The 16,903-nt window shown below is 70.4% G+C and carries 5 protein-coding genes; 3 read left to right on the forward strand and 2 right to left on the reverse strand.

What is annotated here, in order from left to right; genetic code table 11:
- Positions 1-9: 9 nt before the first annotated feature.
- Positions 10-1,083: an L-idonate 5-dehydrogenase gene (locus NWF24_RS06130; RefSeq protein ID WP_093058588.1), complete on the forward strand. Its 1,074-nt coding sequence runs from the start codon at positions 10-12 to the stop codon at positions 1,081-1,083.
- 26 nt (positions 1,084-1,109) lie between these two features.
- On the opposite strand, the gene NWF24_RS06135 is transcribed toward NWF24_RS06130, so the two are convergent.
- On the reverse strand, positions 1,110-3,446 hold the full coding sequence (locus NWF24_RS06135) for a sensor histidine kinase (protein ID WP_258353417.1): 2,337 nt from the start codon (positions 3,444-3,446) through the stop codon (positions 1,110-1,112).
- Positions 3,447-3,464: 18 nt separating this feature from the next.
- Positions 3,465-4,319 carry a response regulator transcription factor gene (locus tag NWF24_RS06140; RefSeq protein ID WP_093077252.1) on the reverse strand — a complete coding sequence of 285 codons (855 nt, stop codon included), beginning with the start codon at positions 4,317-4,319 and terminating at the stop codon, positions 3,465-3,467.
- A gap of 224 nt (positions 4,320-4,543) precedes the next feature.
- Here NWF24_RS06140 and NWF24_RS06145 point away from each other — a divergent pair, with 224 nt between their 5' ends.
- Both NWF24_RS06145 and NWF24_RS06150 read left to right on the forward strand, forming a co-directional pair.
- A complete protein-coding gene (locus NWF24_RS06145) occupies positions 4,544-12,610 on the forward strand; it encodes an SdrD B-like domain-containing protein (protein WP_258353418.1) in 8,067 nt (2,688 codons plus the stop codon).
- On the forward strand, positions 12,607-16,881 hold the full coding sequence (locus NWF24_RS06150) for an OmpA family protein (protein ID WP_258353419.1): 4,275 nt from the start codon (positions 12,607-12,609) through the stop codon (positions 16,879-16,881). Before NWF24_RS06145 ends, NWF24_RS06150 begins: the two co-directional genes overlap by 4 nt.
- Positions 16,882-16,903 lie beyond the last annotated feature (22 nt).

Genomic DNA, 16,903 nt, shown 5'->3' on the forward strand with positions numbered 1-16,903 from the left:
GAAAGAATCATGCGTTTGCGTTGTATGTGCCTCGTGATCCACGCCCCCGACGACCTGCGTCTGGACGAACAGGACGCCGGCGAGATCGGTCCCGGCCAGGTGCTGGTGAAGGTCGGCATGGGCGGCATCTGCGGCTCCGACCTGCATTACTTTCACAACGGCGGCTTCGGCACCGTGCGCATCAAGGAGCCGATGGTGCTGGGCCATGAAGTGGCCGGCACCGTGGTGGCGGTGGCGCCCGGCGTGGAGAGCGTGCGCATCGGCGACAAGGTGGCCATCAACCCGAGCCGCCCCTGCGGCGCCTGCAAGTTCTGCCTCGAGGGCCTGCCCAACCAGTGCCTCGACATGCGCTTCTACGGCAGCGCCATGCGCACGCCGCACGTGCAGGGCGCGTTCCGCAACATGCTGCTGTGCGAGGCCACGCAGTGCGTGAAGGTGGCCGAGCATGTGCCGCTGCGCCTGGCCGCGCTGGCCGAGCCGTTCTCGGTGGGGCTGCACGGCGTGTCGCGCGCCGGTCCGCTGCTGGGCAAGCGCGTGCTGGTGTCGGGCTGCGGACCCATCGGCGTGCTGGCCATCGCGGCGGCGCGCGCGCATGGCGCGGCCGAGATCACCGCCACCGACGTGGTCGACGAGCCGCTGGCCATCGCGCGTGCCATGGGCGCCGACAACGTCATCAACGTCGCGCAGGACAAGACCTGGGTGTCGCGCTACTCGGCCGACAAGGGCACTTTCGACGTGATGCTCGAATGCTCCGGCAACGAGCGCGCGCTGCGCGACGGCCTCGAAGTGATGCGCCCGCGCGGTGTGGTCGTGCAGCTAGGCCTGGGCGGCGACGTGAGCATTCCGCAGAACATGGTGGTGGCGAAAGAGCTCAGCATCTGCGGCTCGTTCCGCTTTCATGCGGAGTTCGCGCTCGCGGTGCGGCTCATCAACGAAGGGCGCGTGGACCTGTCGCCCGTGGTGACGCACACCTTCCCGATGCTGCAGGCGCGGCAGGCCTTCGAACTGGCGAGCGACAGGCAGAAGGCGATGAAGGTGCTGATCGACTTTGCGGATGTGGGCGCGGAGGCTGTTGCGGCCTGACGGGTTTTCCGCAGACGCCCGCAGCGTTATTGGCTCGCGTTAGGCGTTGCGCGCGCCAGCAGGCGGATGTGTTCGAAGTCCAGCATGTCCAGCGCATGCCGCACCGCGTCGACCAGCGCCCCGTGGCGCGCGTCGGCTGCGAGCCGGTCGGCCCATTCGTGCAGGTCGCTCCAACGGCCGTCGCGCGCGAGCATTTCGAGTTCGTCGCGCACCGGTGCGGGAAGCGGTGCGATCGCGGGCACCGGTGGACGTCTCACCCTGTGGCCCGGTGCGGGCACGGGCGGTGCATGGCGCGGCTGCTGCGGCTGCTGCGGCTGCTGTGACTTGGTGGCCAGGGGCAGCAACTCTTTCGGTGCGTCCTTCACGATCACCGAGAAGTGCACACGCGTTCCCAGGTTGCGGTGGCTCTCCAGCAGCAGGCGCCCGCCCATGTGCTGCACGATGCGCCGCGCGATCGCCAGCCCGAGTCCGTGGCCGTTGGCGCTGGGCGCGCCCTGCGCGATGGCCTGGACGATGCGCGCCTGCTCTTCCTTGTCGATGCCGATGCCGCTGTCCCACACGTCGAACCTGAGCCGCCACGAGTCCGCGCGCGGCCGCGCCTGCACGCGCAGGCCGATCTTGCCGTCGCGCGTGAACTTCGCGGCGTTCGACAGCAGGTTCAGCAGCAACTGCTGGAAGCGCTTGCTGTCGAGATACACCGCGACCGGCAGCGCGCCCAGCACCTCCAGCTCGAACCGGTTGTGCTGCCGCTGCGCGAGCGTGTCGGCGTACTGCGCAACGTCGTCGATCAGCGCTCGCAGGTGCACCGGCCGGGGCTCGAAGGCGAAGGGCAGCAGCTCGCTCTTCGCGTAGTCGAGCAGGTCGTCGATCAGCGCGAGCTGGTAGGCCACGCTGCGCTCGATGGCCTGCAGCCGCTCGGGCGGCGGCGAGCTGTCGCCATGCAGCAGGCGCGCGTTGCCGATGATGGTCGACAGCGGCGCGCGCAGGTCGTGGCTGATGTAGGCCAGCAACTGCGTCTGCTCGCGTGCCTGGTGTTCGGCCTGCTCCAGCGCCGCGTTCAGCGCGTGCGTCTTGCGCTTCACTTCTTCCTGCAGCCGCTGCTGTTCCTCGGCCTGCCAGTGCACCAGCGTGCGCTGCGCGACGCGCTGCTGCCGCGACAGGTGGTGCGCCCATGCCGCCAGCGCCACCAGGCCGACCAGCATGCCCGGGAAGCCCAGCGCATAGGCGTCGAAGCCGGGAATCACGTGCGCCGGCATCGCGAGTTCGGTGAGCCGCAGGCACACGCCGACGGTGACGATGCTCATCACCGGGAAGGCCAGCCGCCCGCCCGGTCCCGCGCGCCGCATGTAGATGAAGGTGGCAACTGTCAACGCGAGAACCACCACCGGCGCGCTCAGCGTGCCGGCCAGCGCGAAGGGCGCGTACGGCCCCAGCAGCGTGCCCAGCACCACGACGCATTGCCCTGCCGCGAGCACCACGAACAACGACAGTCCGGGCGCGCGCACCGGGCTGCGCCGCGACACCGCGTACAGGTAGAACATCAGCGAGAGCACGCAGCAGCCCGCGGTGACGCCGGCCGCGCGGTAGCTCCATTCGATGCTGTCGGGCCACAGCGCGAGCCGTGCGTGGCCGCGGTAGGCGCCCTCGTAGAGCGCCACGAGCGCGAAGCCCAGGCTCTGCAGCGCCGTTGCCAGGTCGCGCGAAATGAACCACAGCGCCAGCGAATACACGGAGAGCACCAGCAGCCCGCCGATCAGCAGGCCGTCGAGCAGTGCATGGCCGCTTTCTGCTTCGCGCCAGGCGTCGGCCGAGTACAGCGCCGGCGCGAGCTTGACGCTGCTGTTCGTCTGAACCCGCACCAGCACGCGGGCCTGTTCGCCGGGCTGCAGGTCGAGGGCCAGCGTCGGTACGCGCTCGCGGTCCCGTCCGGTGCGTGACCGCACCGACACGCCGGCCCGTTCATGTGTCCACGTGGCCCAGCCTGCCAGCTCGCGGCGTGCGTGGAAATCAACGTGCTGCAGCCACGTGGCATCGAGCACCAGCCGAAGCGGCTGTATCGCACCTGTCTCATTCACCAGCGTGAGCCGCAGCCAGAAGGCCGAACGCGAAAAGCCCGGCCGCATGCGCGCTGCGTTGCCGGGCTGGAAGCCGCCGGGCACGCCGCTTTCCAGGGCATCGATTTCGTCGAGCGACAGCCGCGTGCTGGTGTCCTCGAACACCTCGGCGCGCGTGTCGAGCGCCACCGGCCAGCGGGTCGCGTCGTCGACGTGAAGCACGCCTGCATGCGCCGCGGACGACCCCGCCAGCCAGAAGGCGCAGCACAGCAGCAACGTGCGGATGCCGCGCAGGGCCGGGGTGGTCACCGCCTTCTCAACGCCGCATCAGGCCGACGGCACCGATGGCGGAGAGGTCGAGGCGGCAGGCGCCTGGCGAAACGCCGTGGGCGTGCGGCCGAAGCGCTCGCGGAACGCGGTCGAGAAGTTGGCCGCGCTGGAGAAGCCCACGGCCAGCGCGACTTCTTCCACGCTGAGCGCCGACTCCGCGAGCAGTCGCTGCGCCTCGGCGAGGCGCGCCTCGCGTGCGAACTCGAACACCGTGCGGCCCGTCTGTTCGCGGAACACGCGCGACAACCGCTTTTCGTGCGTGCCCACGCGCGCCGCCAACTCGGGCAGGGTGGGCACGTTCGCCAGGTCGGCGCGCACCAGGCGCTCGACGGCCTGCGCGAGCACGCGGTCGGTGTGGTCGGCGCCCGGGGTGGTGCTGGCGCCGCGTTCCCGTTTCGCGTTTTCCACTGCGCTTTCGGCCTGCGCGATGCAGGCCTGCGCCTGCTGCCGGCTGCTTGACAGCGCAAGGTGTACGGCCACGCGCGCCAGCACTTCCGCAGGCTCGAAGGGCTTCAGGATGTAGTCGACCGCGCCTTCGCGCAGGCCGGTGAGCCGCTCTTGCACCGAGCTCGACGAGGTCACGAAGATCACCGGGATGCGTGTCGTCGCGCGGTCGGCCTTCAGCAGCCGGCAGGTCGCGAAGCCGTCGGTGGCGCCCATGCGCACGTCCAGCAGTATCAGGTCGGGCTGCAGCGCCGTGGCCCTGCGGTAGCCCTCCAGCGCGTTGAACGCCAGGCTGATGCGGTGCCCGGCTTCGCGCAGTACTCCCAGCAGCAACTGCAGTTCTTCGACGTTGTCGTCGATGACGAGGATGTGCGCGCGCCGGGGTGGCGTGGTCGACCAGTAAGACATGGACGTCGAGCGTAGGAGTGCGTCGCCGAAACGCTGTGTGATTTAGTTCACATTATGTTGCATTCGTAAACAAATGTCATTAACGGCAAAGCTTTTGTCCTGAATGCCAAAAGTGCACCGGCGAGTGGGGTCCAAGAATCGCGCCCTTTCCGGAGCACCCCGCCGCATCGAGCGGCGACAAAAGAAACGGTGCCCGGTCCATCAGAGCAATCACGAGGGACGGGATGTTCAGGACCCCAACGAATCTGTCGCACGCGTCGGCGCGTCGCGACGTGCCTTCCAACGCAGCGCGCTTGCGCCGCTGCCTGACGCGCGTGGCAGCGCCTCTGGCGGGGCTGCTGTTCGCCGCGGCCGCGCATGCCGTGCCGCAGGTGTCGAGCCTTGTTCATTCGCCCGACATCCTTCCCGCTGGCGGCACGGTGACCAGCACCATCACCATCGCCGAGACCGACAGCCTGCCGATCGGCGCGCCGGGCGCCTCCTTCACCTACACGATCCCCGCGAACACCATCTACATGGGCACCGGCGCGGTTCCTGTGGGCAGCTGCTCGTCCGGCGTCGCGGTGGGCGCAGCCGGCCCGGGCACGCTGACCTGCTCGGGCATCACGTTGGGTGCGAACGAGTTGCGCGATTTCCAGGTACTGCTGCGCACCACCGTCCAGGGCACGCTGAGCGTCACCGCCGCGATCAGCGGGGGCAGCTCGAGCGAAACCAAGATCATCACGGTGAACCAGGGCGCCGACGTGTCGGTGGCCATCAGCGCACCGGCCACCGCGCCGAGCGGCAGCACGGTGCCGATCGTCTTCACGCTCACCAACAACGGCCCCGACACCAGCTCGGGCTCGACGCTGACCTATTCCATTCCCACGGGGTTGTCGGTCTCGGGCTCCGGCCTGCCCTCAGGCTGCTCGATCAGCGGCAGCCTGCTGACCTGCAACGTGCCGGCCACGCCGGCCACCCCGGGCAGCAACACGCGCACCTTCACCGTCAACGGCGTGGTCACCGCGGGCGCGGGCTCCACCATCACGCACCAGCCGGCCGTGGTGCCGGCGGGTTCGATCGGCGATGGCGTTTCCACCAACAACAGCGCCACCGCCAACACCACCGTGACGGCGGGCTACGTGCTCGCGCTCGCCAAGAGCCATGACGGCGGCCAGCTGCTGGTGGGGCAGCGCTTCAACTTCCGCCTGAGCCCGAGCTTCAGCGGCACCGCTCCCACGGGCGTCACGCTGAGCGACACGCTGCCGGCCAACTTCACGATCCAGCCGTTCTCCGCGGGCGGCGGCTGGACCTGCTCGGTCGCCGGCCAGACGGTCAGCTGCACGCGCACCGACATCGGCGGCACCGGCGGCGCCAACGTGGCGCTCGGCGACATCCTCATCCCTGTGATCGCCTCGTCTGCCGGCACCGGCGTCGTCAACCAGGCCACCGTGAGCGCGACCGGGCCCATCGCCAACTCCGCCACGGGCAGCGTGCCCGCCGACGTGGCGGTCTCCGCCACCGACTTCCGCGCCGACAAGCGACGCGGCTGGCCGCAGAACAACGTGCCGCTGGGCCAGGCCTTCGACTACCAGGTCGGCAGCACCAACCTCGGCAGCACGCGCCTGCTGGCGGGCAGCACCATCCAGCTGGTGGACGACCTGCCGGCCGGCGTGCAGATCAACAGCGTCACGCAGCGCGACGGCTACACCTGCACGGTGACCCAGGGCGGCACCACCGTCGTCCCGACGCCCGCCACGCCGGTGCCCGGCCCCGCGACCGTGACCTGCACGCGCACGCTCGCCGCCGACATCGATGTCGACCTGTCGAACGGTGCCAGCGCGCGCAACGGCGGCTACATCATCGTGAACGCCACCATCCCGGCGCTGCCGTCGGGCGGCGGCCAGATCGTCAACAGGATGTGCGTGAACGTGGCGTTGCCCGCGAGCGCGCCCACGCTCGGCACCGACCCGGACGCCAACACCGGCAACGACTGCGTGAACCTCGGCACCGGCGTGGACGACGTCGCCACCGCCGCTGACGTGAAAGTGCTCAAGCGCGTGGTGGGCATCGGCGACAGCGCCGGCAACCGCCAGATCGCGGGCCAGCCCGTCACCTGGGAAATCGAGGTGGTCAACACCGGTCCTTCCGAAGCGCAGAACGTGGTCGTCACTGACGCCTTCGCGCAGGTGATCGGCGCCGGCAACGTCACGCAGACCGCCAACGGCGGCACCTTCGCCGGCACCTGCGCGCTGCCGGCCAACGGCGGCGGCTTCGGCCAGGCATCGCTTTCCAACTGCACGCTGTCGACCCTGCCGGTCTGCCGCGCGAGCACCGACGCCGTCAGCGCGCTGCCGCTGTGCCCGGTGATACGCGTCGTCGCGTCGCACTACGGCGACGGCCGCTCGGCCACCGACCACGGCTTCGAGATCAACAACACGGCGAACGCGCTGGCGGTCACGCCGGCCGACCCGAACCTGGCCAACAACGACGGCAGCACCATTGCCTACCTCGTGGCGCGCAGCGACGTGACGGTCACCAAGTCGGCCAGCCCGGCCTCGGTGCCGGTCGGCCAGCTGCTCACCTACACACTGACCGTCGTCAACCGGAACGTACCGGACAGCCTGAGCCGTGCATACGCCGTGAGCGTGACCGACACGTTGCCGGCCAACCTGATGTTCCTCACGGCCGTCGCCTCCGGCGGAGGCACTTGCGGTACGACACCGGTCACCACGCAGCCCACGGGCACCGGCACCACCAACAACCAGCTCGTGTGCAGCTGGAGCTCGCTCAACCGCAACGTGCAGCAGACCGTCACGGTGCGCGTGCGGCCGCTGTACGCGCTCAACGGCACCGCGGTGACCAACGGCGCGCACGTTGCCACCGACACACCCGAGCTGCTCAGCACCAACAACGACGCCGCCGTGCCCGCGACCGTCACCGCGCCGGTGTACGACCTGGTCGTGACCAAGCGCGACGATGCCGACCCGGTGAACGTGGGCGACGACGTGGGCTACACCATCACCGTGTCGAACAACAGCGCGTCGACGGCGGAAGACGTGCGCCTGATCGACACGCTGCCGCTGCCCGGCCCAGGCGGCGAGACACCGCCCACGCTGGTGTCGGTGAGTATTCCGTCGAATGCCCCGACGGGCACCAGCTTCGCGCTGGCCGGCGGCGCAGCCATCGGCTCGGCCGGCGGGCAGATCGTGTTCACCATCCCGACGCTGGGCGGCACGGGCCCCACGTCTACCGGCGAGCTCAGTTCGCTGCAGTTCCGCGTGGTGCTCAGGGGCACGTCGCGCGGCACCTTCCAGAACAACGCGAAGGTCGACTTCTTCGACGCCACGCGCAACGCCTTCGACACCGTGCAGGGCAACAACGCGGTGGCCGAGAACACCACCTTCCGCTTCAAGGCCGACGTGCAGGTGGTCTCCAAGGCCGCCGTCACGACCGGCACCGCCACGCCGCTGGCCACCGTGTCGTCGGCCCAGACCTTCGACTGGCTCGTGCAGCTGCGCAACAACGGCCCCGACAGCGCCGAGACCACCAGCTTCACCGACACGCTGCCCGCGCCGCTGGTGCTGACGGGCACGCCGGTGTTCACCGTCACGAGCGGCGCCTTCACGCCCGCCGCGCCCACCTGCACCGGCGTTGCCGGCGGCACGGCCGTGAGTTGCGCCATCACCTCGATGCCGGCCAACGGCACGGCCACCGTGCGCATTCCGGTGCGCTTCAGCGGCGCCGCGCCAGCCAACGGCACCGTGCTCACGAACCGCGCGCACATCGTCACTACCGGCTCGGGCGACACCAACGGCGGTGCCGATCCGGACGCCGGCAACAACTTCAACGACGGCCAGATCACGGTGCAGAACAGCGCGCTGTCCGGCCGCGTGTACGAAGACCTGAACGGCAACGGCCTGATCGACGGCGGCGAGCCCGGCATCGCCGGCGTGACCATGCGCCTGAGCGGCACCGACAGCTCGGGCAACGCGGTCGTCATGACCACCACCACCGACGCCAACGGCAACTGGGGCTTCACCGTGCCGGCGGGCACCTACAGCGTGGTGGAAGACCAGCCAGCGGCCTACCAGCCCGGCATCACGCGCGCGGGCACCGTCAGCGGCGTGGGCAGCACGGTAGGCACGGTCCCGCCCGGCACCAGCAACGGCCCGAACGGCTCCAATGCCAACCGCATCGACAACATCGTGCTCGGCACGGGCGGCGCTTCCACGGCCAACAACTTCGGCGAGGTACGCGCATCCAGCCTGGCCGGCCGCGTCTACCAGGACGCCGACTACAACAACGCCGCCAGCGCGGGCGACCCCGGCATCGCCGGCGTGACCGTCACGCTCACCGGCACCGACATGTTCGGCAACCCGGTGTCGCTGACAACCACCACGGCCGTGACCACCGGCAACTATGCCTTCAACAACCTCACGCCCGGCAGCTACACGCTGACTGAAACACAGCCCGCAGCCTTCGCCGACGGCAGCGACGCGGCCGGCACCGCCGGCGGCACCGCGGGCAACGACGTGGTGAGCGCGATCGCGCTGCGCTCCAACGTCACGGGTACCGGCTACGACTTCGGCGAGCTGCTCACCCGCATCACGACGCGCGTGTTCGTCGACGCCAACAACGACGGCGTGCCGCAGGCCGGCGACACCGGCATCCCGAACGTCGAGCTGCGCCTCACGGGCACCGACGCCGCGGGCAACGCGGTGAACATCCTGGCCGTGCCCACCGGCACGGTCGGCAGCTACGAGTTCCGCAACGTGCCCCCGTCGGGCGCGGGCGGCTACACCATCACCGAGACGCAGCCGGCCAACTACGCGCCGGGCAAGGCCAACAACAACGGCCAACCCGGCACGCCGCAAGGCGGCGGCAACGTCATCACCGGCGTGACCGTCTCGGGCACCAGCGTGCCGACCACGCAGGGCGAATACTGGTTCGGCGAGCTGCTGCCCGGCGGCATCTCGGGCCGCGTGTACTACGACCGCGACGGCAGCGGCGCGCAGGGCGCGCCGGCCACCGAGCCGGGCCTGGCGGGCGTGACGATCACGCTCACGGGCACCGACGTCAACGGCCAGACGGTGTCGCGCACCACCACCACCGACGCCAGCGGCGACTACAGCTTTCCGAACCTCGCGCCCGGCAGCTACACCGTGACCGAGACGCGGCCCACGGGCTACCTGCCCGGCATTACGCGCGCCGGCAACGTCAGCGGCGCGGGCAGCACGCCCGGCGCCGTGCCGACCGGCGGCACCGGCGTGACCAACGGCCCCAACGGCTCGACGGCCAACGTCATCCAGAACATCGTGCTTGGCGCCGCGGGCTCGGGCTCGGCCGGCAACAACTTCTCGGCGGTGAAGCCCGCGAGCCTCTCGGGCTACGTGTATGCCGACGTGGCGCCGTCCAACGGCACCAAGGACAGCGGCGAGCCCGGCATCGCCGGCACCACCATCCGGGTGACCGGCACTGACTTCCAGGGCAACGCCGTCGACCGCACGGTGCAGACCGCTGCAGACGGCCGCTACCTGGTCGACACGCTGACGCCCGGCACCTACCAGATCGACGAGACCCAACCCGCCGGCGTGGCCGACGGCCCCGAGTCGCTCGGCACTGTGGGCGGCGCCGCGCGCGGCACCGTCAACCCCGGCGGCACCAACGACCGCTTCGGCGGCCTCGTGCTGGTGTCGGAAGACGTGGGCGTCGACTACAACTTCGGCGAGCGCGGCGGCCAGATTGCCGGCTGGGTGTACGTCGACACCAACAACGACGGCGTTCGCCAGCCCACCGAGGTCGGCATTGCCGGCGTGACGCTCACGCTCACCGGCCGCTCGGCCAGCGGCCTGGCGGTGAACGCCACCGTGGTCACCGATGCCAGCGGCCGCTACGTCTTCACCGGCCTGCTGCCGGCCGACGCCGCGGGCTACACCATCCGCGAGACGCAGCCCGTGACGTATGCCGACGGCCTCGACGCCGTGGGCACGCTCGAGGGCACGGCCAGCGGCACGCTGGGCAACGACGTCATCGGCGCCATTGCGTACCGCGGCGGCAACGGCGACAACTACAACTTCGGCGAACGCGGCGCATCGCTGGCGGGCACCGTCTACAACGACGCCAACCGCAACGGCACGCGCGAACCGCAGGACTTGCCGATCCCGGGCGTGACCATCACGCTCACCGGCACCGATGCCGCGGGCCAGCCGGTGACGCGCACCGCCGTCACCGACGCCAACGGCCGCTACGAACTGCCCGGCCTGCCCTTGCCCGGCAGCGGCGGCTACACCGTCACCGAGACGCAGCCCACCGGCTACGACGAAGGCATTGCCGTGCCCGGCACGCTGGGCGGCACCGCGCAGGGACCGAACCAGATCCGCGTGAACTTCACCGGCCTGGACGCCCACGGCACCGGCTACGACTTCAACGAGCACAGCAACCAGCCCGCCTCGCTCACAGGCACCGTGTGGTTCGACCAGAACCACAACCGCACCCGCGAGTCGGGCGAGGGCCAGGGCGAAGGCTGGACGGTCGAGCTGCTGCGCTGCGCCGACGGCGGCAACGCCTGCGCGGAAACCGCGGCCACCGTGCTCTACACCGTGACCACGAGCGCCAACGGCAGCTACCGCTTCGGCGACCTCGTGCCCGGCGAATACCGCGTGCGCTTCCGCGCGCCTGACGGCCGCGTCGTGGGCGGCGTGTGGCCGACCGACGCGTCGCAGAACGGCGCGAGCGGACCGTATCCCACGCCCGCCGCGAGCGATCCGCGCTTCACCATCAAGGTGCGCGTGAACGCAGGCGCCAACGTGCAGAAGCAAGACCTGCCGTACGACCCGGGCGGCGTGGTGTACGACAGCGTCAGCGGCACGCCGGTGGCGGGCGCCGTGGTGCGCCTGGTCGGCCCGCCCGGCTTCGACCCCGCGCAGCACCTGCTGGACGGGCGCGACAGCTACACGACCGGCCCCAACGGCTACTACGACTTCTTCCTGCTGCCGGGCGCGCCGGCCGGCGACTACCGCCTGGCCATCACGCCGCCGGGCGCCTACCTGCCGTCGTCGATGTACCCGGCCGCGGCCGGCGCGCTGGGCACGCAGTCGTGCGCGGCGCCGGCCAACGGCCCGGCACCCGCGCAGACCAACCCCTGCGTGGTGAGCCCGGGCGCGGCGCTGGTCACCGGCGCGGGCTACTACCTGCTGTTCAAGATGCCGGGTGGCGGCGGCCAGCACGTGGTGGCCAACAACATCCCGCTCGACCCGTCGGACGCCACGCTCATCGAGCTGCGCAAGACGACATCGAAGCTCACCGTGAAGAAGGGCGAGCTGCTGCCGTACCGCATTACGGCGCGCAACACGCGCGGCAACCCCGTGCCGGGCGTGGCCGTGGTCGACACGCTGCCGCCGGGCTTCCGCTACATCCAGGGCTCGCTCACCGTGCGCACCATGCCCGGCGGCGTGGCACTGCCGGTGGTGCCGCAGATCAACGGCCGCCAGGTCGTGGTGCCCGGCCAGAACTTCGCGCCCAACGAGACCAAGGAATACCTGATGGTCGCGGGCGTGGGGGTCGGCGTGGGCGAGGGCGAGTTCGTCAACCAGGTCGTCGCCCTGCAGGGCGTGGGCGGCCGAACGCTGTCGAACCTTGCCACGGCCACCGTGCGCGTGGTGCCCGATGCGCTGTTCGACTGCACCGACGTGATCGGCAAGGTCTACGACGACAAGAACGCCAACGGCTACCAGGACGACGGCGAACCGGGCCTGGCCAACGTGCGCATCGCAACGGTCAACGGCGTGCTCGCGACCACCGACGCCGAAGGCCGCTACCACATCGCCTGCGCCGCCATTCCGAAGGAAGGCACCGGCAGCAACCTGGTGCTCAAGCTCGACGAGCGCACGCTGCCCTCGGGCTATCGCACCACCAGCGAGAACCCGGCAGCCGAGCGCGCCACGCGCGGCAAGGTGCTGAAGATCAACTTCGGCGCCACCGTGCACCGCGTGGTGCGGCTTGCGCTGCAGGGTGCGGCCTTCGACGAAGGCGCCGCCGCGCTGCGCGCCGGCTTCGCGGGCGAGCTCGACCGCACGGTGAACGTGCTCGCCGAAAAGACGGCAGTGCTGCGGCTGGCCTACAAGGCCGCGCAGGGCGAGCCCGCATCGCTGGGCCGCCAGCGCACGGACGCGGTGAAGGCCGCGGTGCTCGCGCGCTGGAAGCAGCTCGGCGAACAACGCGCCGGGCGCAACGAGCCGCCGCTTTTCAACCTGGACATCGAGGTCGAGCTGGTGCCCGCCACCGCCGCCTCGGACGAGGCGAAGCCATGACCCGCCCACAGACACCGAACCCGATCCAGCGAGCCGACATGAGAAGAAGAAAGACGCTTCCGAAGCGCATGGCCCTTGCAGGCGCCGTGACCGCCGCCTGCCTGAACATGGGGCTGGCCGCCGCGCAGGAAACCGCGGTGCGCGGCCGCATGCTCGACCAGGCCACGGCCGACCCGCGCGCCGTGGACATCGACGGTGCGCGCCGCCTGCCGCGCAGCAGCGAGCGCGAGCTGCCGAAGGCGACCTTCGTGCTCGGCGATGCGGTCGAGCCCCGCGCGGCGACGGCCGCCGTGGCCGCATCGCCCAACGAACGCAGCGACACCAGCACGCCGCATTTCGATTCCGGTGCAGACGGCCTGCTGCCCGCCGACCGCGCGCAGCTCGACCGCATCGCCGACCAGGTGAAGGGCCGCGACGGCCTGCGCTTCGAGATCGTCGGCCACACCGATACGCAGCCCCTGAGCGCGAAGTCGCGCGAGCGCTTCGCCGACAACCACGCGCTGGGCCTGGCCCGCGCGCAGCAGGCCGGTCGCTACCTCACGCAGCGCCTGGGCTTGCCGGAGGCCGCGGCCTCCGCAACTTCGCGCGGCCCCGACGCACCCGTGGCCACTCCCGCCGCCGACCCCGGCAACTGGGCCGCCAACAGGCGCGTGGAAGTGCGCGTGTACTGGCGCGATGCAATCGTGGCACCGTCACCCGCACCGGCCGACCCCGGCGTGTGCCGCACCTTCACCGCCTTCGGCACCGACGACGCGCCACTGCGCCTGAGCGTGGACGGCCAGCTGCTGTCCGCCGACGGCAAGCTCCCGTCCGCCGAAGGCACGACGAGTGCCGATCGCCAGCGCTGCGTCGACGTGCAGCTCGAGCGCAACCAGCTGCGCCTGCAATACGACAACCTCTCGCAGCCGCGCCGCCTGAGCGCCAGCGCCTGGCCCACCACCGTGGTGGCGGGCGACACCGTGCGCTTTGCCGGCTACAGCAACTACCTGCTGTTCACCAGCAAGGCGGAGCTGCGCGTGTTCACCGCCAACGACGTGATGCAGCGCCGCCTGGTCGCAACCGTGCCGCTGGACGCCGCATTGCGCGGCGAATGGCAGGTGCCAGAAGGCTTGCTGAACCGCCTCGCGGAAGGCGCGAGCGGCAAGCTGTACTACCGCGTGCGCGTGTACGACCGCCAGGGCCGCTTCGATGAAACCGACGACCTTTCGCTCACGCTGGCCCAGCGTCACAAGCCCGAGACCGGCACGCCGCCCGACCCGACGCGCGAGCTGCTGCGTGGCTACGGCCAGAACAACATCGCCATCGCCAACATTCCGTTGAGCGCCGGCACCGTTACCGCCAGCGGCGCGGCCATTCGCCCCGGCGAGAGCGTGCGCGCGCTCGGCTTCGCGGTGCCGGTGGACGAGAGCGGCCGCTTCGTGTTCCAGCAGCTGGTGCCGCGCCGTGTGCAGACCGGCGAGATCGCCGTTACCGACGCTCAGGGCGCCACGCGTGCCTACCGCCGCGACTTCGAACTGCCCGCGAGCGACTGGTTCTTCGTGGGCCAGGCCGACCTCACCGTGGGCAGCAACAGCGTGAGCGGCCCGGCCGCGATCATGACCAACGACAAGAACCGCTACGGCGGTGGCGGCTGGAGCGAAGGCCGCATCGCCGGCTACGCCAAGGGCCAGCTCAACGACCGGTGGACGCTCACGGCCAGCGTCGACACCGAAGAGCGTCCGCTGAAGGAGCTGTTCCGCAACCTCGACCGCAAGGACCCGACCTCGCTGTTCCGCCGTTTCGACCCCGAGGACTCGTGGAGCACCTTCGGCGACGACTCCACCACCATCGAGGACGCGCCCACGCAGGGCCGCTTCTACCTGCGCGTGGACGATGGCCGTTCGCAGGCCATGTGGGGCAACTTCAAGCTCAACTTCGGCGACACCGAACTCACCCGCGTGAGCCGCGGCCTCTACGGCTTTCATGGCCGCTATCTGGGCGAGGAATCGACTTCGTTCGGCGAAGCGCGCCTGAAGGTCGACGCCTTCGCGGCCGAGCCCGGCACGCTGGCCGCGCGCGAGGAATTCCGCGGCACCGGCGGATCGCTCTACTACCTGCGCAACCAGGACATCACGCGCGGCGCCGAACGCGTGACGCTGGAGATCCGCGACCGCGACTCCGGCTTCGTGCTCAAGCGCACGCAGCTCGTGCCGAGTTCCGACTACGAGATCGACTACCTGCAGGGCCGCGTGCTGCTGTCGGCGCCGCTGCCCAGTCTGTCGGACGACGGTTCGCTGGTGCGCGCCGGCGGCTTCACCGGCATGCCGACCTACCTGGTGGTGGACTACGAATACACGCCGCTGACCTCCTCGCTCGACACGCTCGCCGTGGGCGGCCGCGTGTCGTGGTGGGCCAACGACCACGTGGGCGTGGGCGTGACCGCGTCGAGGCAGGACCAGATCGGCGGCGACCAGCGCCTGGCCGGCGCCGACATCACGCTGCGCAAGACCGAGAACACCTACTTCAAGGGCGAGTTCGCGCGCAGCAAGGGCCCCGGCACCAGCCAGCTCGACTCGCTGGACGGCGGCTTCAGCTTTACGGGGCGCAATGGTGCCATCGGCAACACGCTGGGCAACGGACCCACCGGCAATGCCAACGCATGGCGCCTCGAAGGCCAGGCCGATCTGGGCGACTTCGACATCCGCGGCGGCGGGCGCGTGAGTGCCTACGCACAGTCGCGCGACGCCGGCTTCTCGGCACCGGGCCAGTACGCGAGCAACGCCACGCGCCAGACCGGCGTGCAGGCCACCGTGCCCTTCGGCGAGAAGGGCCAGAGCGGAGCGGGCGAGCTGCGCCTGAAGGCCGACCGCCGCGACGAGCGCGACGGCTACAACAGCAGCGTGCTCGACGCGCAGTACGCCCTGACCCTGTCGCCCGAGTGGAAGCTCGGCCTCGGCCTGCGCTACGACGACAAGACCGGCGACGCGCTCATCACCAGCCCGTCGTTGCCGACCACGCAGGCGGTGTCGGGCGAGCGCGCCGATGCGGCCGTGCAGCTCGAATACACCGGCAGCGACCGCTGGAGCGCCTACGGTTTTGCGCAGAAGACGCTGCGGCGCACCGGCACGCGGCTGGAGAACGACCGGCTGGGCTTCGGCGGGCGCTACCGCGTCAACGACAAGCTCGCGCTGCGCGGAGAGGTCTCCACCGGCGACGGCGGACTGGCCGGCAAGGCCGGCGTCGACTACCAGTACGACGACCGCTCCAACCTCTACATGACCTACGTGGCCGACACCGGCCGCACCGACGAGAACCTCATCGGCCGCGGCGGCAGCCTCGTGACCGGCGTGCGCTCCCGCGTGGGCGACGGCCTGACCATGTTCACCGAGCACCGCCAGGCCACCGGCACGCAGCCGGGCCTCACGCATGCCTACGGCGTGCAGTACGCGCCCGACACGCGCTGGACCTTCGGCGTCAACTTCGAAAACGGCTGGATCGGCGCCGAGACGCTGGGTGCCACGCGCCGCGAGGCCGTGGCTTTCACCACCGGCTATTCGAGCGAGCGCATGAAGTACAGCGGCGGCCTCGAATACCGCAAGGACCGCACCACGGCCGAGACGCGCACCAGCTGGCTGGTGAAGAACTCCTTCAGCTGGAAGGTGGACGACGACGCGCGCTGGGTCGGCAAGTTCAACTGGGCCGACAGCGACAGCACCACCGGCACGCTGGCCGCCGCCAAGTACACCGAAGCCATGCTCGGCTACGCACTGCGCCCGGCGCTGAACGACCGGCTCAACCTGCTCTTCAAGTACACCTACCTGTACGACCTGTCGTCGCCGGGGCAGGTGGTGTCGGGCGGTGTCGACTCGAGCCTGGGCACCGTGTCGACCACCGGCATCGACTACCAGCAGCGCAGCCACGTGTTCGCGATCGACGCCACCTACGACATCGACCCGCGCTGGACCATCGGCGGCAAGTACGCCTGGCGCCGCGGCGAGCTGCGCGCGAGCCGCGACAACTCGTTGCCGTGGTTCAAGAGCTCGGCCGAACTCGCCGTGCTGCGCGTCGACTGGAAGCTGGTGCGCAACTGGGACTGGATGCTCGAGTGGCGCACGCTGCGCGCCAAGGAACTCAAGGACCGCAAGAGCGGCTGGGTCACCGCCGCGTACTACCACGTCAACGAGAACCTGAAGGTGGGCGTGGGCTACAACTTCACTGACTACTCGGACAACCTCACCGACATGAGCTACCGCAGCAAGGGGTGGTTCCTGAACGTGCTCGGCAAGTTCTGACGAAGCCCGTGCCATGCGCGAA

The sequence above is a fragment of the Variovorax paradoxus genome (assembly GCF_024734665.1).
In the GTDB taxonomy this organism is placed as follows: Bacteria; Pseudomonadota; Gammaproteobacteria; order Burkholderiales; family Burkholderiaceae_C; genus Variovorax.

What these genes read in the sequence shown, in the direction of transcription:
- NWF24_RS06130 (WP_093058588.1), top strand. Translation starts at nt 10, where the DNA reads ATGCGTTTGCGTTGTATGTGCCTCGTGATCCACGCCCCCGACGACCTG.
- NWF24_RS06145 (WP_258353418.1), top strand. Translation starts at nt 4,544, where the DNA reads ATGTTCAGGACCCCAACGAATCTGTCGCACGCGTCGGCGCGTCGCGAC.
- NWF24_RS06140 (WP_093077252.1), bottom strand. Translation starts at nt 4,319, where the DNA reads ATGTCTTACTGGTCGACCACGCCACCCCGGCGCGCGCACATCCTCGTC.
- NWF24_RS06150 (WP_258353419.1), top strand. Translation starts at nt 12,607, where the DNA reads ATGACCCGCCCACAGACACCGAACCCGATCCAGCGAGCCGACATGAGA.